Annotated in this window: 24 protein-coding genes and 1 pseudogene; 23 read left to right on the top strand and 2 right to left on the bottom strand. The window is 63.4% G+C overall.

The genetic code is table 11. The features are described 5' to 3' along the window. Positions 1–5 precede the first annotated feature (5 nt). The 7 genes from ACETII_RS12955 (at position 6) to ACETII_RS12925 (ending at position 5,312) form a co-directional block, all read left to right on the top strand. The gene (locus tag ACETII_RS12955; RefSeq protein ID WP_472785764.1) at positions 6–200 is read left to right on the top strand and encodes a hypothetical protein; all 195 of its coding nucleotides are present in this window, start codon (positions 6–8) and stop codon (positions 198–200) included. Beyond that, the gene (locus tag ACETII_RS12950; protein ID WP_472785763.1) at positions 197–1,642 is read left to right on the top strand and encodes a replicative DNA helicase; all 1,446 of its coding nucleotides are present in this window, start codon (positions 197–199) and stop codon (positions 1,640–1,642) included. Before ACETII_RS12955 ends, ACETII_RS12950 begins: the two co-directional genes overlap by 4 nt. A gap of 4 nt (positions 1,643–1,646) precedes the next feature. Continuing rightward, a complete protein-coding gene (locus ACETII_RS12945; protein WP_472785762.1) occupies positions 1,647–2,804 on the top strand; it encodes a DUF1376 domain-containing protein in 1,158 nt (385 codons plus the stop codon). After that, entirely contained in the window at positions 2,801–2,998 is a 198-nt protein-coding gene (locus ACETII_RS12940; protein WP_472785761.1) for a hypothetical protein, read from the top strand. Before ACETII_RS12945 ends, ACETII_RS12940 begins: the two co-directional genes overlap by 4 nt. Then, positions 2,999–3,415: a hypothetical protein gene (locus tag ACETII_RS12935; protein WP_472785760.1), complete on the top strand. Its 417-nt coding sequence runs from the start codon at positions 2,999–3,001 to the stop codon at positions 3,413–3,415. Next, complete coding sequence (locus tag ACETII_RS12930) at positions 3,412–3,951, top strand: hypothetical protein (RefSeq protein ID WP_472785759.1); 540 nt, start codon at positions 3,412–3,414, stop codon at positions 3,949–3,951. The genes ACETII_RS12935 and ACETII_RS12930 overlap by 4 nt, the downstream gene beginning before the upstream one ends. A 290-nt stretch (positions 3,952–4,241) precedes the next feature. Then, complete coding sequence (locus ACETII_RS12925) at positions 4,242–5,312, top strand: M14 family metallopeptidase (RefSeq protein ID WP_472785758.1); 1,071 nt, start codon at positions 4,242–4,244, stop codon at positions 5,310–5,312. Positions 5,313–5,497: 185 nt separating this feature from the next. On the opposite strand, the gene ACETII_RS12920 is transcribed toward ACETII_RS12925, so the two are convergent. Both ACETII_RS12920 and ACETII_RS12915 read right to left on the bottom strand, forming a co-directional pair. Continuing rightward, on the bottom strand, positions 5,498–6,025 hold the full coding sequence (locus tag ACETII_RS12920; RefSeq protein ID WP_472785757.1) for a Spy/CpxP family protein refolding chaperone: 528 nt from the start codon (positions 6,023–6,025) through the stop codon (positions 5,498–5,500). Between the two features lie 72 nt (positions 6,026–6,097). Continuing rightward, positions 6,098–6,307 carry a hypothetical protein gene (locus tag ACETII_RS12915; protein ID WP_472785756.1) on the bottom strand — a complete coding sequence of 70 codons (210 nt, stop codon included), beginning with the start codon at positions 6,305–6,307 and terminating at the stop codon, positions 6,098–6,100. Between the two features lie 142 nt (positions 6,308–6,449). Here ACETII_RS12915 and ACETII_RS12910 point away from each other — a divergent pair, with 142 nt between their 5' ends. The 16 genes and pseudogenes from ACETII_RS12910 (at position 6,450) to ACETII_RS12835 (ending at position 20,095) form a co-directional block, all read left to right on the top strand. Beyond that, positions 6,450–6,821: an HNH endonuclease gene (locus ACETII_RS12910; protein ID WP_472785755.1), complete on the top strand. Its 372-nt coding sequence runs from the start codon at positions 6,450–6,452 to the stop codon at positions 6,819–6,821. Between the two features lie 202 nt (positions 6,822–7,023). Then, the gene (locus ACETII_RS12905) at positions 7,024–7,524 is read left to right on the top strand and encodes a phage terminase small subunit P27 family (RefSeq protein ID WP_472785754.1); all 501 of its coding nucleotides are present in this window, start codon (positions 7,024–7,026) and stop codon (positions 7,522–7,524) included. Beyond that, a complete protein-coding gene (locus ACETII_RS12900; protein ID WP_472785753.1) occupies positions 7,466–9,388 on the top strand; it encodes a terminase large subunit in 1,923 nt (640 codons plus the stop codon). Before ACETII_RS12905 ends, ACETII_RS12900 begins: the two co-directional genes overlap by 59 nt. A 15-nt stretch (positions 9,389–9,403) precedes the next feature. Then, positions 9,404–9,820, top strand: a pseudogene (locus ACETII_RS12895) (HK97 family phage prohead protease); the annotation flags it as partial. Positions 9,821–9,893: 73 nt separating this feature from the next. Then, on the top strand, positions 9,894–10,715 hold the full coding sequence (locus tag ACETII_RS12890) for a phage major capsid protein (protein WP_472788165.1): 822 nt from the start codon (positions 9,894–9,896) through the stop codon (positions 10,713–10,715). An 88-nt stretch (positions 10,716–10,803) separates the two neighbouring features. After that, a complete protein-coding gene (locus ACETII_RS12885; protein WP_472785752.1) occupies positions 10,804–11,178 on the top strand; it encodes a hypothetical protein in 375 nt (124 codons plus the stop codon). A gap of 50 nt (positions 11,179–11,228) precedes the next feature. Further along, positions 11,229–11,534, top strand: a complete 306-nt coding sequence (locus tag ACETII_RS12880) for a hypothetical protein (protein WP_472785751.1) — start codon at positions 11,229–11,231, stop codon at positions 11,532–11,534. A gap of 103 nt (positions 11,535–11,637) precedes the next feature. Continuing rightward, positions 11,638–12,924: a phage portal protein gene (locus tag ACETII_RS12875; protein WP_472788164.1), complete on the top strand. Its 1,287-nt coding sequence runs from the start codon at positions 11,638–11,640 to the stop codon at positions 12,922–12,924. Beyond that, positions 12,905–14,281, top strand: coding sequence for a collagen-like domain-containing protein (locus ACETII_RS12870; protein ID WP_472785750.1), 1,377 nt, complete (start codon positions 12,905–12,907; stop codon positions 14,279–14,281). The genes ACETII_RS12875 and ACETII_RS12870 overlap by 20 nt, the downstream gene beginning before the upstream one ends. Next, positions 14,278–14,913, top strand: a complete 636-nt coding sequence (locus ACETII_RS12865; RefSeq protein WP_472785749.1) for a hypothetical protein — start codon at positions 14,278–14,280, stop codon at positions 14,911–14,913. Before ACETII_RS12870 ends, ACETII_RS12865 begins: the two co-directional genes overlap by 4 nt. A gap of 375 nt (positions 14,914–15,288) precedes the next feature. Beyond that, on the top strand, positions 15,289–15,837 hold the full coding sequence (locus tag ACETII_RS12860; RefSeq protein WP_472785748.1) for a hypothetical protein: 549 nt from the start codon (positions 15,289–15,291) through the stop codon (positions 15,835–15,837). Between the two features lie 50 nt (positions 15,838–15,887). Then, a complete protein-coding gene (locus ACETII_RS12855) occupies positions 15,888–16,181 on the top strand; it encodes a hypothetical protein (protein ID WP_472785747.1) in 294 nt (97 codons plus the stop codon). Between the two features lie 259 nt (positions 16,182–16,440). Then, positions 16,441–17,529: a phage head spike fiber domain-containing protein gene (locus ACETII_RS12850; protein ID WP_472785746.1), complete on the top strand. Its 1,089-nt coding sequence runs from the start codon at positions 16,441–16,443 to the stop codon at positions 17,527–17,529. 2 nt (positions 17,530–17,531) lie between these two features. Beyond that, positions 17,532–18,020: a hypothetical protein gene (locus ACETII_RS12845; RefSeq protein WP_472785745.1), complete on the top strand. Its 489-nt coding sequence runs from the start codon at positions 17,532–17,534 to the stop codon at positions 18,018–18,020. 3 nt (positions 18,021–18,023) lie between these two features. Next, positions 18,024–19,712, top strand: coding sequence for a hypothetical protein (locus tag ACETII_RS12840; RefSeq protein ID WP_472785744.1), 1,689 nt, complete (start codon positions 18,024–18,026; stop codon positions 19,710–19,712). A gap of 2 nt (positions 19,713–19,714) precedes the next feature. Next, a complete protein-coding gene (locus ACETII_RS12835) occupies positions 19,715–20,095 on the top strand; it encodes a hypothetical protein (protein WP_472785743.1) in 381 nt (126 codons plus the stop codon). Positions 20,096–20,377 lie beyond the last annotated feature (282 nt).

Here is a 20,377-nt window from a genome sequence, read left to right as displayed (position 1 = left end):
GAGACATGCAGCACTCCGACCGGACCCAGCTCGCTGCTCTCGACGCGGCGATCGCCGCGCTGCGCCGCCGCATGCTCCCGCCGACACGGGAATGCGACCTCCTGGCAGACCAGCTGGGCACGGTTCGGGACCGTGTGGCGAAGGCAATGGCCCTGGCCGAGGAGAAGCGCATACGGCTCTACGGGAACGGACGGAGATGACGATTCACGCCCCGCCAATCACCGACCCCCTTCCCTGCAGCCTGGAGGCTGAGCAGGCGCTGCTGGGCGCGGTGATCGTCTATCCGGAGTGCCTTGACGGATTGCGGCTCTTGCTCGAGCCAAGGCACTTCAGCGAGGACTTGCACGCCCGCATCTACGGCGCAGCGCTCGAGTTGAACGCCGCCGGGAAGTCCGTGTCGCTCATAACGCTCGGGTCCGCGTTGGCGGGGGTGGAGATGCCCGAACGCGCCGGGAAGCTCTCCGCTTATCTCGCGCGCCTCGCCGTCTCGGCGACGACGATTCACGGGGCCAGCGGCTACGCGGAAATGATCGTCGAGACCTGGCGGCGTCGGGAGCTCATAAGAATCGCGGGAGACGCCCAGGAAGCCGCCCGGGCCCCGGCCGGACCCGCTGCAGCTCGAATAGTCGCCGAGTTCGCCGAGGCGACGGGCGAGATCGTCGCCGCGGAGATCGCCTCAACGCGCAAGACGATCGGCGCCGGCGCGGATGCGCTGCTCGATCATGCAGAGAAGATCCGCCGCGGAGAGATCACCTCCCAGGGCGTCACCACCGGGTTTAAGGATGTCGACGACATCTCCCCCTATGAGGCTGGCGCGCTCTGGATCGTCGGCGCTCGCCCTGGCGTCGGAAAGACGATCTGGCAAGTAACCTCGTCTCTGAAGGTCGCTCAGGCGGGAGCGCGCGCCGGCAGGGATGGAGGCGAGCCTTTTGGCTGCTTGGGGTTCTCATTTGAGGTTCCGGAGAAGCAACTGATCGCGCGCTACCTGTCGGACCTCTCCTATGTCCACGACCGGCCGCTAGAGTTCAACCGCATCTTCAGGGGCCAGTATAACGACGAGGAGCTCTGGCGCCTCGAGGACGCTACGCGCCGGATGCGCAACCTGCCGCTGACGATCGACTTCGCGTCGCGCGCAACTATCGTGGAAATCGCGGCAAAGGTGCGCTCTGAAAAGAAGGCGATGGCAAAGCAGGGCGTGCGCCTGGCCGTCGTCTTCCTCGATTACCTGAAATTCATCAAGGCCAGCGATCGCTATAAGGGCCAGCGCCACTACGAGGTCGGCGAAATTTCCGCTGCGCTCAAAGAGCTCGCCAAGGACGAGGGCCTCTGCATAGTCCTTCTTGCCCAGCTTAATCGCGCGCTCGAGAGTCGAGAAGACAAGCGGCCGAACCTCGCCGATCTCAGAGAATCAGGCGACCTCGAGGCTGACGCCGACGTCGTGGCTTTCATTCATCGCGAGGCCTATCACATTCAAAAGTCCTCGGACTATCGACAGGAGAAGCCAGAGGCGAAGGACGCCTTCGAGCTCCTGAAGCACGACGCCGAGCTCATCATCGGTAAAAACCGCGCCGGGCTGGAGGGGACGGCTCGCCTGTGGGTCGATCCCTCCTGCTCGACCATGGCGAACGCGGCGAGGTTGTGAGAAAATGAAGGCTCAGGAAAACCTTCCCGATCCGTTCGTCCCGGCTGAGGCGAACTTGCGCGACTTTCCGTTCATGCCGATCGACATCGCGCGTCTCTTCGGATCTGGATTTCACGCGACCGCGAGCGATTCAGAGTGGCGCGCCGGGGTGACGCTGTGGCTGAAGAGCTTTCACCAGGTTCCGGCGGGCAGCCTGCCGGATGACGACGTGGAGTTGTGCAGGCTGGCTGAGTTCGGCCGCGACATGAAGACGTGGAAGAAGGTTAAGGTGGGCGCTCTGCGCGGCTGGGTGCTTTGTTCGGATGGTCGCCTTTATCATGCGACCGTTGCCGAAAAGGTCAACGAGGCATGGAAAAAGAAGGAGATGCAGCGTGAGCGATCGAAGCGCGGCAACGAGGCGAGATGGGGGAATCGAGACGCTACATCAAATGAACCTCCGCGCGGCAATGGCGCAAAGGGACGCAGGAAGGATCATGTGGGCGATCATGATGCGATCCCAAAGGGATTGCCGGAAGGAGTCCAAGAAGCAATCCCACAAGGAATGCAAGAAGGAGTCCCTGAGCCGTCCTTTAACGATCCCAAGGGACAGGGACAGGGAGAGGGAGAGGGAGAAGAATTAATCCGACAGGCTCGGAGTCTTCCCCAATCTGGGGCCCCGCCGAGCCGGCCGGGAGGCGAATTGCACGCGAAATGCATCAAGCTCGTCGCGAAGGAACCCGTTGCTTGCGCACAGGATTTCCACGTTATCGAGGCCATGATTGGCGATCTCATCACCCCGGCCGACGTGCTCGAAGGGATCCGAACCGGACTGCGTCGATCGACGTATCGGTTCAGGGCGTGGGGAAAATTCGAGGGCTGGATACGCGGTGCGGCGCAGGACCGGCTGGGCCGAATTCCGCGGACAGCGGCGCCGGCTGAAGACCCTGAGCGGCCGCGGGAGAACGAGGCTGACCCGGAGATTGCGCTCGTCGACTCGCTCGGAAAGCCTACGAGCTCGAAGTGGCGGAAGAGCCAGATCGTTGCGATGCTCGAGCGCTGGAAGGAGACCGGCGAGTGGCGCGCGCAATGCCCGCCTCCCGATCGGCATGGGTGCCAATTTCCGCGTTGGATCATCGAGGAGTGCGGGATCGCGGTGCGCGGCAAACTCGAGGCGGCGCAATGACCCGCCGCCCGCGCCCCTTCACCGTTGAGCGCAGGCGCCTGCCAAAGCGCGCTGAGAACGAGTTGGCGCCGCTGCCCGCGGCCGTGCGCCAGCCTGATGCCGATTCCATCGCCCTCGGCCCCATCGCGCAAGAGGTCGCCTTCACGCTGCGCACCGCGCCAATTCGCTTCCCGCGCTCCTGGATCGAGGCCTGAATGAGCGACCAGCTCGAGATCTTCAAGGACGCCGGTTCGGACCAACGGCGAACCCCGCTGTGGTCCTTGCGCGCCAGGCGCCCATACCGGCCACCCTACCAGAAGGCCCGCATCGCGCGCATGGCCTACCTCGCGGGCCTCGGCTGCTCAGCGCGCGAGATCGCTGACGAAATGGGAATGAGCGAGCAACACGTCTATCGAATGCTCTCGGATTATCGCATCGCGCTTGCGCCCAAAGCTCATGGGCAAAAATCAGTCTGTCTGGCGATCTGCTCAAAGGCCCTCACCGACGCCTATGAGCTGGCTGGCGGTCTCGGGATGCAGCCTAACTGGATGATGGCGAGGGCGCTGGAGGCGCTCATCGCCGAGCGGACGGTCCTTCTGAATCTCCTCGACGGGGTGAAAGCGCCCAAATGACCGACTCCGACTGTGACGGCGATGGTCGTTACTCTGACCACGCGGCCGCGAGGCTGCTTGCCGGGGCGTCATTTGCGCCCTCCGAACGGCGGTGGACCACCCAGGAGGTCGAGAGCCGCCTCATCGAGGCAGCGCGCAATCACGAGCGCTTTGTCGCCCGCACCGGGCCATCGCAGAAGATCACGCATTGGATCGACTGGCGGCTTTTCAGGAACATTTCGTCCTTCGATCGGAACGCGCAAGCCGAGGGACTTAGAGAGAAAACCCGGATGCCGGACCGCAGATCCGACGGCGCGCCCAGCGGGCAAGAGATCAGCCGTATCCTCGAAGCGATAGAATGGCCGATGCGATACCTGCGTGGTCACGACGACGAGCGCGCTATCGTGTCGATCTGGTTTTGGTGCGAGACGAGAAATCAGCCGTTCTCAAGGTGGCACAAGCAGGCGTGCGCGCACCGCTCTACCGCGTATCGCCGCCTTGATCGCGGCTTCCAACTGATCGCCAATGGGTTGCTGACGGACGGTGTTAGACTATAGTGCAGAAAATTTGCAGTCAGGGTAGTCCCGATCCGAAAGCATAACGTTTCTGCGATTATTTCGCGCTTGGCCTCGATGTACAATCAGTCACTGAGGTCGGTGTCCCCTTGCACAGTGGGACAAAATCAGGCTCACTTCGCGCCCAAGGTATTCGCCGAAGTTCGTCGCTGGCGTCGCACCGCGCAGGAACCAGCTGTAACCGAGCATCAGCCAGTGGATTAAACTCTATCCGTCATATAAGCTGAAAGCATTGTAGATAGGACTCACGCCGACCTTTAGGATCGGAAATCATGCTCGATACAGACACGTTCGGCCGCACCTATTTGGAGGCCCGCGAAAAATTTCTCGGAGCAGCTACCGGTCTCGTGACCGAGAGTTATGTGAATCCCGCCTCTGGTCCAGACGGAGAGCAGCTTGCCACCGACGTTGCCTGGTTCGGTCCTCCTGACGCAAGCAATGTTCTTTTGCTGATTAGCGGCACTCATGGGGTCGAGGGCTATTGCGGCTCTGGCGCTCAAGTCGATTGGCTGCGGCGCGAAGAATTTAGAAATCTTCTTCCTGACGCCGGCGCTTTGCTAATCCACGCCATAAATCCATTCGGCTTCGCCTGGACCCGACGGGTTAACGAGGACAACGTCGACCTGAATCGCAATTGGATCGACTTTACCGCGCCCCTTCCGCCGAACCCGGGCTATGACGAGCTTGCCGACGATCTTGTGCCCACAGAATGGACTGAAGAGGCACAGCGGCGGACCGCCGACAAGTTCTCGGACTGGCAAGCGGCACGAGGGGCCAACGGGGCCTCAGTGACTGGCGGGCAATATAAGCATCCGCTTGGATTGTTTTTCGGCGGCAGCGGCGTCTCGTGGTCCCGGCGCACACAGACCGCAATATTTCAGAAGTATCTGGCGCGTGCAAAGCGGGTGGCTGTCATTGACTACCACACGGGGCTCGGACCTTGTGGCTATGCCGAGCGCATAAGCGTCTTTCCACCGCAAACCGCCGAATACGACCGTGCTGCGTCTTGGTTGGGTGCAGGTATTACTTCTACAAAGGCTGGCACGTCGGCGTCCAAGGATATCAGCGGCGATAACCTCAGTGGATCACTCGCGCTCCTCCCTGAGACTGAATTCACTGCCATCGCGTTCGAGGTCGGCACGGTCGAGTTAGCGCAAGTCTTACAGGCGCTTCGCGCCGACGCCTGGCTACATGCTTATGACGAACCGCTTTCAGAAAGGGGTCGAGAAATAAAGGTTCAAATGCGCGCAGCGTTTTATTGCGACAATGATTGGTGGAAAGGCATGGTTGCCGGGCAATCACTCCTCACGACTCGGCAGGCCATCGCCGGCCTCACACGTTAACCGAGGCATACTAAACACGCAGCGGTCTTCGCCTATAGTAACGCGCTTCGAGCGGACGTGGTTTGATCCCTCCCGCTCGACCGGGCAAGTGGGTACGCGACCTGTTTGCCCAAAGCCCGGCGGTTCATCGTCTTGGTCGACCACAATGCGACCGCCGGGCGCCAACCTGATACAGGCGGAGGCGTTTATTCTCTTCGATCGTCGTGCTCGCCTCCATCTCGATCCATCTGTCCCATGCCCATATGACCCATGTGACCGTGCATTCGCATGGCTGCGTGGAAGATAATGTTCAGGCGACGCTTCTGGGCATCATCTAAGCTGTCATAAAGGGGCTTCGCAGCTTCTGCGATTTTATCGAGTTCGCCGGCGCGCGCCGACATAATCTTGGCACGATCGTGGAGACGCTCGATCAGATTGGAAGGCTTGTCGCCCTCCTTAGCCTTCTCATGCCACTTCTCCATGCGTTCCGAGCGCGCCTTGGCTACGTCACGAAGTACTGTTTCGAGCGCCGGCCAATTCTTCTCCTGCGCAGGGGTGAGCTTTAAACCCGCCCTCAACGCAGCGATGCGCGCGTCCGTGAACGCTGCCTTGTCCTCGGCTGAGAACTCATAATCATGTCCAGCACGCGCGGGCGGCGCAGCCAAGTTCCCGAAGGCGGCTGCAAACGCGACGAACGATGCCCCCGCCGCAGCCAGATGAAAGCGCTTGCTCATGACACCTCCTCCGATGCGCAGCACGGATGGCCCGCGCCAGAGAAAGCGCGGGGCTCCTTCGCTCCAAAAAAGCTAGTCCTCGTCAACATCGTCGTCATCCGGTGCGGGCAGCACCGGAGGAGGCGGCGTTGCCGGAACATCCACAGATCCGCCCCGGTCATCCGGTATTGGCGTCGCCTGCGCGGGAGGGCCAGCCGGAGGAACGGGTTGGGCATGGGCAAGCAACGCGCCGGCGAAAATCGCCGCGCCTGCGAGGCTCGTTTGAAGCATCAGGCGGATCATGAGGGATCTCCTGTCGCCGCACAACCGGCAACAGCGCCTCACATGGCGCGGCCACGATCTCTGTCAACGAGACACTGGGAAAGACGACGCGGCGTTGTGTCCTGTGCAATCTGCGCGGCAGTGATCGTCTACGGGTGACTGCATGAAACGGGCGGCAATGGGCTCGAATAGCACGGGCCAGAAAAGAACCGACGCCTTCTACCTTACCCCTGCTTGGCGCGCCTTGCGCTCCCAGATCATCGAAGAGCGAGGCAGACGCTGCGAGGAATGCGGCAAGACGCTCGAGGACGACGCGTCGCCCGTCAAGCTGACCCTCGACCACACGGTTGAGCGGCGGGACGGCGGCGAAGATTGGTCCAAGGCGAACCTGCGTCTCCTGTGCACCAGATCTGGCGGCAATGGAGCTGGAGGACTTGGAGGCTGCAACAATAGGAAGACGGTACGCAACAGGCGCGAGCGCAATGGGGCGCGCCCTCTGGTCGAAACAGGGGTAGACGGCTGGCCGTTCGAATAGGCGGGGGGGAGGGACCAAAAGTAGCGCCGGAAGGGGCGTCTACCGGCTAGGGTCCGACGCGCGCAACTCCGCGAATTGCGCAGTGCCTATCTGGGGCCAGCATGCAGTTGCGTTCGTTGCGCGAAATTCCCCTTCGGGCCCGCACGTCGCCGGGAGATCGGAAAACGCATCCACGGACTCCGCAGGCCGCTCTGGATCAGAAATGGAATTTATGGCGCCCAGAGGAAAAAAGCCGAAGCCAAGCCATTTAAAGCTCGTTACGGGCAACCCGGGAAAGCGCCCGCTGCCAAAGAACGAACCGCAGCCGGAGATCCTGGTCCCTTCTGTCCCGAAGGAACTCTGCGACGACGGCAAATTGGAATGGGGGCGCGTCTCACTGGAGTTATACCGGTTGGGCCTGCTCTCGGAGATCGATCGTGCGGCGCTCGTTGCCTACTGCGCATCGTACGGCCTTTGGGTCCGCACGACCCGCAAGCTCAGGGAAATGGAGGCGGTTGATGAGGTTTTCCGCGGCCTGATGATCAGGAGCGCGAAAGGGAATCTAATCTCTAACCCACTGATTGGAATTGCAAACAAAGCGGCGGCGGACGTCGTCAGATATGCCGAGCAGTTCGGCATGACACCCTCCGCCCGCGCGAGGGTGAATGGCGAGCAAGGCAACTCGACGAAGAACAACCCGCTCGACAAGTTCACGAAAGATTGACCCGGTCTCCGCCTACGCGGTGGCCGTCTTGTCAGGGTCGATCGTCGCCGGGCCCCATGTCAGGAACGCCTGCCGGCGCCACTTCGACGACCTGGAGCGAGGCGCCGATCGCGGGCTCTGGTTCGATATTGCGGCTGCACAGCGAGCGCTGGACTTTTTCCCCGAGATCCTCCGGCTGAACGGCGGACAGTTCGAAGGCAAGCCTTTCGCGCTGGATCCAAGTCAGGAATTCCGTATCGGGTCGCTGTTCGGATGGAAGCGCGTCGACGGGACCAGGCGCTTTCGCCGATTTTACGACGAGGAGGGCAAGGGGAACGGCAAAAGCCCGATGGCGGCAGGGATCGGCCTTTACGGGCTGATCGCCGACGCTGAGGACCGGGCCGAGATTTACGCCGCCGGCAAGGACAAAGATCAAGCGATGGTCCTCTTCCGGGACGCGGTCGCGATGGTCGAGCAGTCCCCTGCCCTAGCAGCTCGGGTGAAGACGTCCGGACAGGCGCCGATGGTCTGGAACCTCGCCTATCTCGAGCGCGGGTCCTTCTTTCGGCCGATCTCGAAGGAAGGCGGTAAGTCGGGTCCGCGCCCTCACTTCGCGCTTTGCGACGAGGTCCATGAGCATCCTGATGGATCCGTGATCGAGATGCTCGAGCGCGGGTTCAAGTTTCGGCGCCAGCCCTTGCTCGCGATGACGACGAACAGCGGCACAGATCGCAACTCTGTCTGCTGGGAGGAGCATGTCCACGCCATCCGTGCCGCCTCCGGGAACCCACTCCTCGAGGGCCTCGCCGGCGAGGACCTGTCTTACGTGGGTGATGACAACTGCCTCGAAATTTATGACGACACGTTCGCCTATGTCTGCGCGCTCGACAATGGCGACGATCCACTTGAGGACCAGTCGTGTTGGCCGAAGGTGAACCCGCTCTTGGGCAGGATCCTGAAGAAGGATTACCTGGAGGGTGTAGTGCGCCAGGCCAAGGCGATCCCCGGCAAGGCGAACAATATCCTACGCCTACACTTCTGCGTCTGGACGGATGCCGACAAGGCGTGGATGGCGCGCGGAACGCTTGAGCAATGCCTCGAGGAGTTCGACCCAAACCAGTTCGCCGGCGAGCGCGTTTGCGCAGGTGCCGATTTGTCAGGGTCGCAGGATCTTACTTCACTCGCATATGTTTGCCAGACCGGTGAGGTCGATCTGCCGCGCGAGCGGAAGCTTGAAGATGGCTCGACAACCACCGAGATGGTTCGACTGCCGACGTTCCACGCCTGGTGCGATACATGGACGCCGGGCGACACGCTCGCGGAGCGAGCGCTACGCGACAAGGCTCCTTACGAGGTCTGGCGCGATCAGAAATGGCTCAGGGCGCCGCCCGGCCGGCAAATCCGGCTGGACTTTGTCGCAGCACGAATTGTCGAGGTCGAGACTGAGTTCCGGCTCGATTGGCTAGCTTATGACCGCTACGCCTATCGCAAGCTCGAGGAACACCTTGACGACCTCGGGTCGGTCTCCAGGAAGATCGAGCACCCGCAGGGGGGCAAGCGCCGCGCGGCCGCGCCAGACGAGATTGTGAATGGGGCGCGCGCCGCCGGCAAGGAGCCGCCGCAAGGCCTTTGGATGCCCGGCTCGCTCGCGATGCTCGAGACGTTGATCCTCGAGCGCCGCATTACGATCCAGAAGAATCCGGTTCTGATATCCGCCTTCGCCTCGGCGACGACGGAGGAGGACCCTTTTGGGAACCGCTGGTTCTCGAAGCGCAAGGCAGTCAAGCGCATCGACCCGCTCGTCTCGCTGACCATGGCGACCGGCGCGGCGACGGCGAATTTTGAGTGTGAAGCGGCCTTCGACGTTGCGGCAATGATCGGCTGATACGGGTAAGAGCAAATGACACAAATCTTCAAAGAGTCCGTATCCGAGGTGGGGCCGAACCACGAGTTCGTTTTATCGGATGGAACTGTCGATAGTTATGGCGATACAGTCGATCCGAACGGCTGGGATCTTAAGCGATTTAAGAGAAATCCTATCGCCCTCTTCGGTCATTCCTCCTATCAACCCATTGGCAAGTGGGACAATGTCCGCGTCGAGGCTGGGCGTCTGGTTGGGCGCCTAATCTTCGCGAAGGAAGGGACGTCGCCGCGCATCGACGAGCTGCGGCGGCTTGTCGAGCAAGGAATTTTGCGAGCGGTGTCGGTAGGCTTCAAGCCCATTGAGGCGGAGCCGAAAGACCCAGATCGCCCCTGGGGTCCGCAGACCTATAAAAAGCAGGAGCTTCTAGAGACCAGCCTTGTGTCTGTCCCGGCAAATCCGGCGGCGCTGTCTCTCATGAAGTCGCTCAATATTTCCGACGAAACGCGAAGGCTGGTCTTTGGCGAGCATGCCGAGGATGGACCGGGCTTTGTGCGACGTCAGGCCACCGGCGAGCATCCCCAGCCGGACAGCCGGCGGCGCCGGCGGCGGCTTCGTGGCGGAAGGCGATCCGATCCGCGTTGGTCGGATCACCACGGCGGCAACGACCATGACGCCGAAGAAGCTCGGCGTGATCGTCCCGTTCACTCGGGAACTGGCGAAGCGCTCTACGCCGACGATCGAAGCCCTCGTGCGCCAGGCGATCCTCGAGGACACCGCGTCAGTTCTCGACGCGGCGATCCTAGACGCCACGGCAGCGAGCACTGCGCGTCCGGCGGGCCTCCTCAACGGCGTTGCCGCCGCTGCGGTCGGTTACGGCGGTGGCGACTTCACGGCGGTTGTCGAGGACTTCAAGGCTCTCTTGGCGCCCTTCTATACCGCCAATGCGGCCGACAATATCACCGTGGTTATGCACCCGTCGCAGGGCCTTGCGCTCTCGATGATGCCCGGTCCCGGAGACGGCCGCTTTGGCTGGGCCGACCCGCTCATGAGCCGTTTGACCGTTGTCGAGTCGACGCACGCGACTGCCAATCGCCTGATCGCAATTCGCAATAGCGATTTTGCGACCGCGCTCGGCGACGCGCCGGAGTTCGACATCTCCGAGCAGGCGACTGTCCACATGGAGGACACGAGCCCGGCCGAGATCGTTTCCGGCTCCGGTCCCACGGCCGCGGACCCTGTCCGCAGCTTCTTCCAGACCGCGACCATCGGCGTTCGTATGCTGATGGACGTGTCTTGGAAGATGCGCCGCAGCGGCGTGGTGCAGTGGATCGACACCACGACTTGGTGATCTGATTTCTGACTACTCGGCGCGCGCCGGGCTGGCGTGCGCCGTATCCTGCAATCACGAATACCCCAACAGATAAGGATTAACGTCCATGATCCGCAGGTTCTCTGTTCCTGTGACCACGAACGCCGGTGGCGCGGCTACCGCCTATACCCCCTTCCTTTCGGGCTATATCCACTCGATCGAATACCTGAAAACCGACTTCGCCGATGGCGTCGACTTCACGATCACCGGCGAGGCGACTGGGCGCACCATCTGGGCGGAAAGCGACGTCAACGCCGCGAAGGTTTGCAATCCGCGGGCGCCGACGCATTCGACGGCTGGCGTTGCGGCGCTCTTCGCGTCGGGCGGCACCGCGGTCAACGATCGCGTCGCGCTGAGCCGCGATCGCGTGAAGATTGTCATCGCGCAAGGCGGCAACACCAAGAGCGGCGCGTTCGTCGTGACCGTCGACGACGGCAAGTAATTTCTTCGGGGGCGGCTCTGGTCGCCCTTGAATGCCGCGAGGAAAAGCAAATGCGAGAGACTTGGTATGTTCTCGAAAACGGCGCGGCCGCCGATCCGAATGAATGCGCGCCGGATGAAGCGGGCTTGCTGCGCCACAATAGCGGCGTCGCGGTCGCGATCAATAATCAGACCCCGATGAGCCGAGGCGTCGATGTCGAAGCCGAGCGCGCAAAGCAGGCCGTCCTTAGAGAGGCGAAGGAAAAGAACGAGGCGAAGCAGCAGGCCTCGAAAGGCTCGGCCGCCAACAAGGAAGCGAAGCCCACCGCCGATCAAAAACCGCAGGGCTATGTGACTCGCGAGCAGAAATCGGAGTGAGCCGGTGGGCCTTCTCACGCGCCTATTGCACCCGTTCAGGAAGAAGTCGTCCGGCTGGGGCGGCTATTTCCTGAGCAGCGGATGGCTCCCGCCAGGGACGCCAATGAACTGGTGGCAGATGGGGAAGAACCCGATCCCATATGCATCAGCATCCGCCATGGTCGAGGCGTGCGTAGGGGCCTATTCTCAGACCGTCGCGATGTGTCCCGGCGATCACTGGCGCTTGGGCGCAAACGGCGGGCGCGAGCGCGTTCCCAATTCTGCCCTGGCGCGTGTCTTGCGGAAGCCGAATTCGTACCAGTCGATTTCGGACTTCATGCTCAATCTGACGCGCGGCCTCTACAGCGACGGGAACGCCTACGCGCTGGCGCTGAGGAATGACCGCTACGAGATATCAGAGCTGCACCTGATGCACCCGCGCGCATGCTACGCGCGCGTAGCCGAGGAAGGCGAAATCTTCTACGCCCTCGGCGGGAACGAGATCATCGATCGCCGCTTCGGGAGCCTCGCGGCGGTCCCGGCGCGCGATGTGCTTCACGTCCGCTTGCATACGCCGCGCGACCCCCTCAGGGGCGACAGTCCGATCATGGCCGCGGCGCTGGATATCGCGGCTGGCAACGCGGCCCTTCAGCAACAGGTCGCATTCTTTACGAACCAGGCGCGGCCATCCTTCGTGCTCTCTTCAGATCAGCTTCTGAATCGCGAGCAGGTCGCCTTGCTCCGAGAGAAGTGGAACGAGCAAACGCAGGGGGCCAACGCCGGCGGGACGCCTATTCTGAGCGGTGGCCTGAAGCCGCATTTGATCTCGACAAGCGCGCATGACGCGCAGCTCGCTGAGACCATGAAAATGAGCGACCAAAATGTCGCCCTCGCGTTTCGGGTCCCCTTGCAGGTGCTGGGGCTTGGAGGAACAACCTACGCGTCCACGGAGCTGCTCATGCAGTCTTGGATCGCTTCCGGTCTTGGGTTTGCGCTCAATCATATCGAGGAGGCGTTGGGGCGTCTTTTCGCGCTGCGCGGCGTCCCCGACGAATACGTGGAGTTTTCCACGAAGGCGCTGCTGCGGTCTTCGTTCAAAGAAATGCTCGAAGGCCTCGCGCGTGGCGTGCAAGGCGGCATTTATGCGCCGGACGAAGCCCGCGGCGAGATCGAATTGCCGGCTGTCCCCGGCGGCTACGGAGCCGAGCCGCGTGTCCAGCAACAGGTCGTGCCTTTGAGCGCGTGGGAAAAGGGACAGACCGCCAATCCGGCTCCCTCGCCTGACCCGGCGCCGCCGGCCAATCCAGGGGAAGGCGAAGAGGATGCAGAGCGAAGCGCAGAGGATTGGCTCGACGCGGTCTGCAGAGAAGCGAGAAACTTGCGGGAACTCCATGAACAAGCCCGCCGCTGACGCGTTGGCAAAGGCGCTTGGCCGCATCGCTTTCGATGCGGAGCGCCAGACAGAGTCTATTCTTGCTCGCAGCGAATCCGCGCTGATCGCTTTGCAGGCGCGCGCTGACGTCGTCGAGGCGCGGGACCAAGCAAGGATTGTCGCGAACGACGTGCGCATCGATAAGGCGCTTGCGGGGGTAAGGGCGGACACGGCGGCGGCGCTTGCAGAGATCCGGTCCGGCGTCACGGTCCTCCTCGAGGAGATCCGGGCCAGCGCGGGCGCGATCGGCGCCGCGATCGAAGCGCGTTACGCCGAGAGCGAGGCCCGGTGGAATGCCGCGATCGCGGATCGCCTTGCTTCGGTGAAGGACGGCAAGGACGGCCGCGACGGCGAGGACGGCCGGGACGGGGTTGACGGCAACGACGGCGCGCCTGGCGCGCCTGGCGAGCGCGGCCCGGAGGGGCCGCCAGGGCGCGACGGCAAGGACGGTATTGACGGGAAGGACGGCCTCCAGGGCGAACGTGGCCCCGAAGGCCTCCAGGGGCCGCCCGGGCGCGATGGAGCGGATGGAAGGGATGGCGCGAACGGCAGGGACGGCGAACGCGGCCCTGAAGGCCCTGCGGGCCACGACGGCGCTGACGGCGCGCCTGGCCGGGACGGGATCGACGGGAAGGACGGCGCCTCCGGCCGCGACGGGATCGACGGGAAGGACGGACGGTACGGCGTGGATGGGAAGGACGGCGCCCCCGGCGAGCGAGGTGCGCCCGGGCGTGACGGCGTCGATGGTCTTAATGGCAAAGACGGAAAGGACGGGGCTGACGGCAAGGATGGCGCGCCGGGCCGCGATGGCAAGGATGGGCGCGACGGGGTCGACGGGAAAGACGGTGCTCCCGGCGGGCGCGGGCCTGAAGGGCCGCCTGGGAAGCTGTCGGTTGCGAAGGCGTGGATCGACCGTGTGCATTATGAAGGCGAGGTTGCTGTGCATAACGGTGCGACATGGCAGGCGACCCGCGACACGGGCCGCGAGCCGCCGCACGGCGATTGGATATTGCTCGCCGCAGCCGGGGCCGATGGTGCCGACGGCCGCTCCTTCGTCGTCCGCGGCACATGGAACGAAGTCGAGCGCTATCAGCGCCACGACGTCGCCATGCGCGACGGCAGCTCGTTCGTGGCCCTTGTCGACGAGCCAGGTCCATGCCCCGGTGCCGGGTGGCAGCTCTGGGCCGGCCGAGGCAAGACCGGCAAGCCCGGCGATCGCGGACCGAAGGGCGACAAGGGCGAGCCCGGTCAAGACGCGCCGAGCGTCGTCGGCTTCTATGACGAGAACGGCCAGAAGGTTTTGACCTTCGCGGATGGCACGGAGATGCGCGCATGACGTTCACCATCCCCGTGCAAGCGGAGGATCGCCGGCTCGTCACTCAAGCAGATGTCGTGGCGCATCTAGGGACCGGCGTTGCGTCGCGCATCCCCATGCTGGACGTAATGATCCGCCAGGTCTCAGACCTGATCGCGACCGAGTGCGGCGTCGCGCGCTCTGGCGCGCTGCCCCCGACGCTTAGGCGCGAGACCATTCTGGAGACCTTCAATCTCGCGCGTCCCGCGAAGAAGCTGATCCTATCACGCCGCTTCGTCGACCAATTGTCGAGCATTACGGAGGATGGGTCAGCGCTTGGCGCGTCGCATTATCGTGTCGACCAAACCGCCGGTATCGTTGAGCGCCTCGACTCTTCAGGCCGCCCTGCTGAATGGTGCGCTACCGAAATCGTCGCTCTCTATACGGCCGGCTTCGATGAGGTTCCGGGGGGTCTGAAGCTTGCGGCGATCCGCGCCATTCACGAACAAGTATCCGCTTCGTCTCGCGACCCGCTTCTTAAGTCGGAGTCGGTTGATGGGATCTCGCGGTTCGATTACTGGGTCAATGGAGCTTCAGGCGGGTCCGCGTCTGGCGGGGCCTTCTCTCCCGGCGTGCTGGCGCTGCTGAACGACTATCGGTCCTACGCTCTATGACCCCGTAGCAAGCCCGCGACGCGCTCGATCGCCATTGAGAGCGCATGGTCTTGATGTGACCTTGCAGCGCCTGTCCTCGCCCTCCCTATCATAGCCGAAATGAGTGCGGACGCATGTGGTCGATTTTAGGCCGCACGAAGTCGACCAGACGGACGGCCTGCAGATTGGCGTCTCCAAGCTGGTCATGTCGCCAACCGAAGTGAATGCGGCAGGGTGGCCGGCCGCCGACGAAGCGCGCGTCCCTGAAAAGGGGGGATCGTGTGATCATCGACGGCAGGACGCGAGCGGTCCTGAATGGCTGGGGCCGATACATCGCTGGCGAGCTGGTCCGCATAGAACTCGCAATCCAGTAAAGGAGCTCCCAAAATGGAAAAGATGAACGTCGCCGACCTGGTCGGCGCGGGCATGATCGTGCGCCCCGGTCTTGCCGAGGAAATGCTCGTCAAGGGAAAATACATCGTCGAGTGCCGCGGCGAGGATGGCGAGCTGAAGTGGACGGACGAGATCAAAAACCTCGTCACCACGGCCGGCAAGAACGACATGCTCGAGAAGTATCTCGAGGGTTCGTCGTGGTCGACCGGCACCGTCTACATGGGCCTGAAGGGCGCCGGTTCCGCGGCCGCCGGCGACACGATGTCTTCGCACGGCGGCTGGTCGGAGCTGAATATCTCCGCGTCGTCGGGCGTGCGCCAGTCGGTCTCTTTCGGCGCGGCGTCGAGTGGATCGAAAGCGACTGACGCGGCGAGCTCGTTCTCGATCACGACGGCCGGCCCCACGACCGTGGCGGGCGTCTTCATCGTCATCGGCGGCACCAGTGCCAACGGCAATACGACAGGCGTTCTCTTCTCCGCTGGCGACTTCGCCTCGTCTCGCTCGGTGATTGCCGGCGACACGCTGAATGTGACTTACACGGCTTCGCTGTAAGGCGCGCAGAGCGGGCCGCACACGCGGCCCGCAAATTTGGAGGCGAGAGAATGCATATCGAAGCCGCGAAGCGCGCGGGCGAGCTGGCGCGCGGGATTGAGCAGCGCCAGCCCATGCTCGCGCTTCTCGACAAGGCCATTTCCGAGGGATGGCTGATTAAAGAGGTTGTGGCGGTCAATCCGTCGAGGACCGAGGAAAGGTCGCTTGTTCTGGATGTGCTGAGCCCCGAAATCAGCGCGTCGGGGCTCGCTTTTATCCGACAGGTTTACGAAGCCCAAACGGCGGCGCTGCAAAGCGATTTGGATGCGGCGGAAACCTGGACCCCTCCCCAGACCGACCCCTGACGCTGGATTGTAAATCTCGATGGCCGCGATTGTTCACACCTCGACCTCGTCCTCGATCCAAACGGGCACGGTCCCGGCCGGCTGGAATAGCAACAGCAATACGGTTCACGGGATCGGGCCTGGGGGCAATGGCTCAGCCCGTCAATCTGCGTCGATCGGCGGCGTAGGCGGCGGCGGCGGCTCCTATGGCCGCCGCGCCAATGTGGCTCTCGTCGCTGGGGAGACCTATTACTATTTTCTGCCGGCTGGCGGGTCTGGGTTGGATGCGTGGTTCAATGATCTGAACCTGCTTTTGCAATCAAATGCGATGGATCAATTCCCGGCGTGGGATGATGACGGCGGCGCGGGCGTCACGGGTGGCGAGACCGCGCCGGATGGCGCCAGCACCGCTTGGAAATTCATGGAGGATGGAACTTTCGGGTCGCATCGCTACTTCACGCAATTTACGAAGCCGAACCAAACGCTTCAAATGTCGTGGGTGGTTTATGCGAAGAAGGTTAGCGATCGCCTTCTCCGCTTCATTGTCTACGACTACGGCAGCGAATGGATCGAGATCAGCATTGATTTATCCACGCTGACGGCGTCGCTCGAAGCGACCAATGGGACACAGTTTACATATTCGAGCCTGACGGCGAGCACGGACGATCTTGCGACGGGTTCTGGGGGCAATGGATATTATCGGCTGCACCTGAAATTCACCGCAGATGCGGCGGCGGACGATATCAAGTTGATCTACGCGCTTCAGCACCCGGTTGATGGTGACGATTATCAAGGCGACGGCGCGTCGCATGTAATGCTGTGGCACAATCAACTCTATTACGGATGGGGGTCTAAGCCGCGAGCGCCGAGCACGACCGAGCGCCTTTATTCGGTGCTCGCGAAGGCTGGCACGAATGCGACGATCAGCGTTGCGGGCGTCGGCCAGTCGGGCTCCCAGGGCGATGTGACCTATCAGGGCGGCAATGGCGTTAAGCCTGCCTCGGGCGCCAATGGCGGCGGCGGCGGCGGCGCTGCGGGGCCGAGCGGCGCGGGAGGCAATGCCTCTACGACGACGGGCGGCACTGCGAACAATGGCACGACGGCCGGCGGAACTGGGAATAATAATGGCGTCGCCGGTACAGAATTCAGCTCGTCGCCCGCATATGGTTCCGGGTCTGGAGCCGGCGGGCGGACCTCGACGGGCAATGGCATGACGGGCGGAAGTTATGGCGGCGCGGGCGGCGGCTCTTATACGGGAGCCGCAAACACAGGCGGCGCCGGCGCCGCCCCGATCATTTACATCGCCTACAACCCCGCATCGTTGGTCTGGAGTCCGTTCCAGCAAATTCAACACATCATGGTGAGGTAGTTATGGCTGGCAGGCTTTATACGGCCGTCTTCAAGGCGGTTGCTGTGACGGCGCTTCAGGATCTCTTCGAGATCAAAGGGCCGTCCGACGCCGTGACTGTGATCCATAGTTGGACCTTGACGCAGACAACCGAAGTCGGCGACGCGCAAGAGGAGATGCTCCTGTTGACGGCAAACCGCGGCGTTGGCGCGGTGACCTCAGGCTCCGGCGGCGCCAGCGTGACGCCGCAACCGATCGCGGATGGCGATCCTGCTTATGGTGGCACGGTCGAGCGCAATAACACGACGCAAGTTGCGGCCGGTTCGGGCTCTCTGGAAACCGACCTCGAGGTCTACGGGTGGAACATCCGAATGCCGTTCGTGAAGGTTTATACTCCGGAAGAGCGGCCTGTGATCTCGCCCGGCAATACGTGGACGCTTGAGCTGGAAACCGCGCCGGCCGATAGCGTGACGATCAGCGGAACGATCACTTTCGAGGAAATCGGCGGCTAACTTATGGGTCATTTTTTCCGCCCGCCCTGGATTGCCCCGCCCTCTATCCAAAGCCCTGTTCTGGCCCTGTCTAAGGGGCAGTCGGTCTTCAATGAAAGCCTTACGGAAACCGCGTCTGCGAGCGATTCCCAAAGTGCTGCGGCGGTGTTCCCTTGCGCGCAGGCGGAAGCGGCGGCGGCTTCCGAGGCTGAGGTTTGCGTAGCTACCTTTGTCGGCGCGCAGAGCGAGGCCGCGACGGCCTCCGAGGCTCAAAGTAGTTCCGCCGCGTTTGTCGGCGCGCTGACGGAAGCCGCGTCGGCGGCTGATAGCGAAAGCAGCTCGGCCGCCCTGGTCGGCGCGCTGACGGAAGCGGGATCTGCAGCCGATACGCCAAGCGGCGCGACTGTGGTCGCGCTCGCGCGGACGGAAGCGGGTTTCGCGGGGGCTGCGGAGAGTGCGGCCGCGGTGTTCGTTGGCGCGCTGACAGAGGCGGCGACCGCGGCCGAGGCCGAAAGCGGCCTTGCCGCTTTCGTGTCCTCGCTGACCGAAAGCGGGTCGGCCGCAGATACGAAGGTCGGAACCGCGGTCTTTCCGTGCGCGCTTTCCGAAAGCGGGTCTGCGAGCGAAAGCCAGTCGGGGGCGAAGGTTCATGCGCCTTCCCTGGTCGAGAGTGGAACCGCTGCGGAGACGCAGATGGCCGTTGCGGCCTTCGTCGGCGCTGATGCTGAGGCCGCAACGGCGGCCGACGCCCAGGCGGGCACTGGGGCGCTTGTGGCGACCGCGGCCGAGTCGGGCGCGGCGTCGGATGGCAATACCGGGACGATGGTTGCCTCGCCGTCTCGAACTGAGGCGGCGACGGCGAGCGAGACTGAAAGCGCCACGGGCGCCTTTGGGGTCGCAGAGACCGAGTCCGGGGCGGCGAATTCGACGCAGAGCGGGACGGCGGTTATGGCCGCCTCCGCGAGCGAAGCTGGGTCGGCCTCGGATAGCGACGCCGGCGCGCTGGTTATGGCGCCTAGCCTCACTGAGGCCGCGAGCGCTGCGGACGCGCAGACCGGCGATATCGGCGGGGTGACCTATAGCAAGTCGCTAGACGAGGCTGCGTCGGCCCAGGACGCGCCAAGCGCCCAGGCGGCTTTGGTCGGGGCCGGGACTGGCGCGGCGACCGCCAGCGACGCCCCTGCGGCGACTGGCGCGCTTGTGGGAAGCCAGTCGGAAGCCGGGACGGCCAATTCGACGCAATCCGGGGGCGGAGCCCTTGTCGGCGCGATAGCCGAGGGCGGAAGCGCCAATGGCGTGGGCTCCTGCGTCCTTGGGGGCGTGGGGGCGTGCTCGGAGTCCGCGAGCGCGTCCGACGCGTGTAGCGCGCAGCTGGTGACCGCGGCTTCGCGGACTGAGACCGCGAGCGCGTCCGATGCGCCGTCTCTGCTCGCCGTGCTGGCCGCGACGATCGCCGAAAGCGGGATCGTCGTTGCCAACCAGACGGGCCAAGTCGCGATGCCTGTTTCCTGCGCGGAAGCGGGCTCGGGCGCGGATGCGCCGGCGGCGCTGCTCGTTCTGGCCGCGTCTGTGGCCGAGGACTGCGATGCGGCCGACGCTGCGGCCTATGACCAGCTTCGCAGGACGAAAACCCTGCAAGGCGTATTCTCGACGCAAAAGACGCTGGTCGGGTCGATAAGCACGACGCCGAAATCACTGCAAGGCGAGTTCTGATAATGGCGAAAGAGAACCAGAATGCTCGCATCTCCGCAGGCGATGAGGTGTCGCTGCGGATATTGATCCTCGATGAGGCGGGGGCGCCGGCGAACCTGTCGACGCCTTCCGCGGTCTGGGCGCTGGGATCGTTCCCCGAGGCGATCGACGAAGAGACGCCGCTGGTCACGAAGACGACGGACGTAGGCGGCGGCGCGCGCCTTGTGCAAGAGACCGTCGACGCGGAACTGACCTGGGTTCTTTATGTGGACCTCGAGCCGGCCGATACTTGGGATATTCCCTCGGGCCTTCACTATCACGAGGCGCGCGTGACCTCGGGCGGCGCGCCCGCGACGGTGACGCGCGGCGTGCTTACGATCAAATCCACGATTATTCGGGATTGACGCTATGACGCCTGGGCAAGCTATTTCGGCGCTGGATCGCCATCTTTTGGCGCACGGGCAGGATGTGACGCTTCAGCGATTGACGCCCGGCACGACGACCGTGGCGTCGGAGGTGAGCCTTCGGGCCTTTGTGAGTGAGTTTCGCCTCCAGGATATCGATGGGATGGAGGGCCTTCAGCCTGGGGACTCGAAGGCAGTCATTTCGCCGACCGAAATGCTGGCGGCCGATTGGCCTGCGATCGGCGCTGATCCTTTGCCGCGCCATGGCGATCGCCTCGTGGT

It is taken from the genome of Methylocystis sp. NC52PC, assembly GCF_055698645.1.
The sequence above is the reverse complement of the archived record's forward strand: the minus strand, read 5'-3'. Positions and strand labels throughout refer to the sequence as shown.

What these genes read in the sequence shown, in the direction of transcription:
- ACETII_RS12945 (WP_472785762.1), top strand. Translation starts at nt 1,647, where the DNA reads ATGAAGGCTCAGGAAAACCTTCCCGATCCGTTCGTCCCGGCTGAGGCG.
- ACETII_RS12835 (WP_472785743.1), top strand. Translation starts at nt 19,715, where the DNA reads ATGGCGAAAGAGAACCAGAATGCTCGCATCTCCGCAGGCGATGAGGTG.
- ACETII_RS12905 (WP_472785754.1), top strand. Translation starts at nt 7,024, where the DNA reads ATGGAATTTATGGCGCCCAGAGGAAAAAAGCCGAAGCCAAGCCATTTA.
- ACETII_RS12940 (WP_472785761.1), top strand. Translation starts at nt 2,801, where the DNA reads ATGACCCGCCGCCCGCGCCCCTTCACCGTTGAGCGCAGGCGCCTGCCA.
- ACETII_RS12915 (WP_472785756.1), bottom strand. Translation starts at nt 6,307, where the DNA reads ATGATCCGCCTGATGCTTCAAACGAGCCTCGCAGGCGCGGCGATTTTC.
- ACETII_RS12930 (WP_472785759.1), top strand. Translation starts at nt 3,412, where the DNA reads ATGACCGACTCCGACTGTGACGGCGATGGTCGTTACTCTGACCACGCG.
- ACETII_RS12870 (WP_472785750.1), top strand. Translation starts at nt 12,905, where the DNA reads ATGAACAAGCCCGCCGCTGACGCGTTGGCAAAGGCGCTTGGCCGCATC.
- ACETII_RS12955 (WP_472785764.1), top strand. Translation starts at nt 6, where the DNA reads ATGCAGCACTCCGACCGGACCCAGCTCGCTGCTCTCGACGCGGCGATC.
- ACETII_RS12920 (WP_472785757.1), bottom strand. Translation starts at nt 6,025, where the DNA reads ATGAGCAAGCGCTTTCATCTGGCTGCGGCGGGGGCATCGTTCGTCGCG.
- ACETII_RS12890 (WP_472788165.1), top strand. Translation starts at nt 9,894, where the DNA reads ATGCCGAGGATGGACCGGGCTTTGTGCGACGTCAGGCCACCGGCGAGC.
- ACETII_RS12880 (WP_472785751.1), top strand. Translation starts at nt 11,229, where the DNA reads ATGCGAGAGACTTGGTATGTTCTCGAAAACGGCGCGGCCGCCGATCCG.
- ACETII_RS12845 (WP_472785745.1), top strand. Translation starts at nt 17,532, where the DNA reads ATGGCTGGCAGGCTTTATACGGCCGTCTTCAAGGCGGTTGCTGTGACG.
- ACETII_RS12950 (WP_472785763.1), top strand. Translation starts at nt 197, where the DNA reads ATGACGATTCACGCCCCGCCAATCACCGACCCCCTTCCCTGCAGCCTG.
- ACETII_RS12865 (WP_472785749.1), top strand. Translation starts at nt 14,278, where the DNA reads ATGACGTTCACCATCCCCGTGCAAGCGGAGGATCGCCGGCTCGTCACT.
- ACETII_RS12900 (WP_472785753.1), top strand. Translation starts at nt 7,466, where the DNA reads ATGGCGAGCAAGGCAACTCGACGAAGAACAACCCGCTCGACAAGTTCA.
- ACETII_RS12935 (WP_472785760.1), top strand. Translation starts at nt 2,999, where the DNA reads ATGAGCGACCAGCTCGAGATCTTCAAGGACGCCGGTTCGGACCAACGG.
- ACETII_RS12885 (WP_472785752.1), top strand. Translation starts at nt 10,804, where the DNA reads ATGATCCGCAGGTTCTCTGTTCCTGTGACCACGAACGCCGGTGGCGCG.
- ACETII_RS12925 (WP_472785758.1), top strand. Translation starts at nt 4,242, where the DNA reads ATGCTCGATACAGACACGTTCGGCCGCACCTATTTGGAGGCCCGCGAA.
- ACETII_RS12910 (WP_472785755.1), top strand. Translation starts at nt 6,450, where the DNA reads ATGAAACGGGCGGCAATGGGCTCGAATAGCACGGGCCAGAAAAGAACC.
- ACETII_RS12860 (WP_472785748.1), top strand. Translation starts at nt 15,289, where the DNA reads ATGAACGTCGCCGACCTGGTCGGCGCGGGCATGATCGTGCGCCCCGGT.
- ACETII_RS12855 (WP_472785747.1), top strand. Translation starts at nt 15,888, where the DNA reads ATGCATATCGAAGCCGCGAAGCGCGCGGGCGAGCTGGCGCGCGGGATT.
- ACETII_RS12840 (WP_472785744.1), top strand. Translation starts at nt 18,024, where the DNA reads ATGGGTCATTTTTTCCGCCCGCCCTGGATTGCCCCGCCCTCTATCCAA.
- ACETII_RS12875 (WP_472788164.1), top strand. Translation starts at nt 11,638, where the DNA reads ATGAACTGGTGGCAGATGGGGAAGAACCCGATCCCATATGCATCAGCA.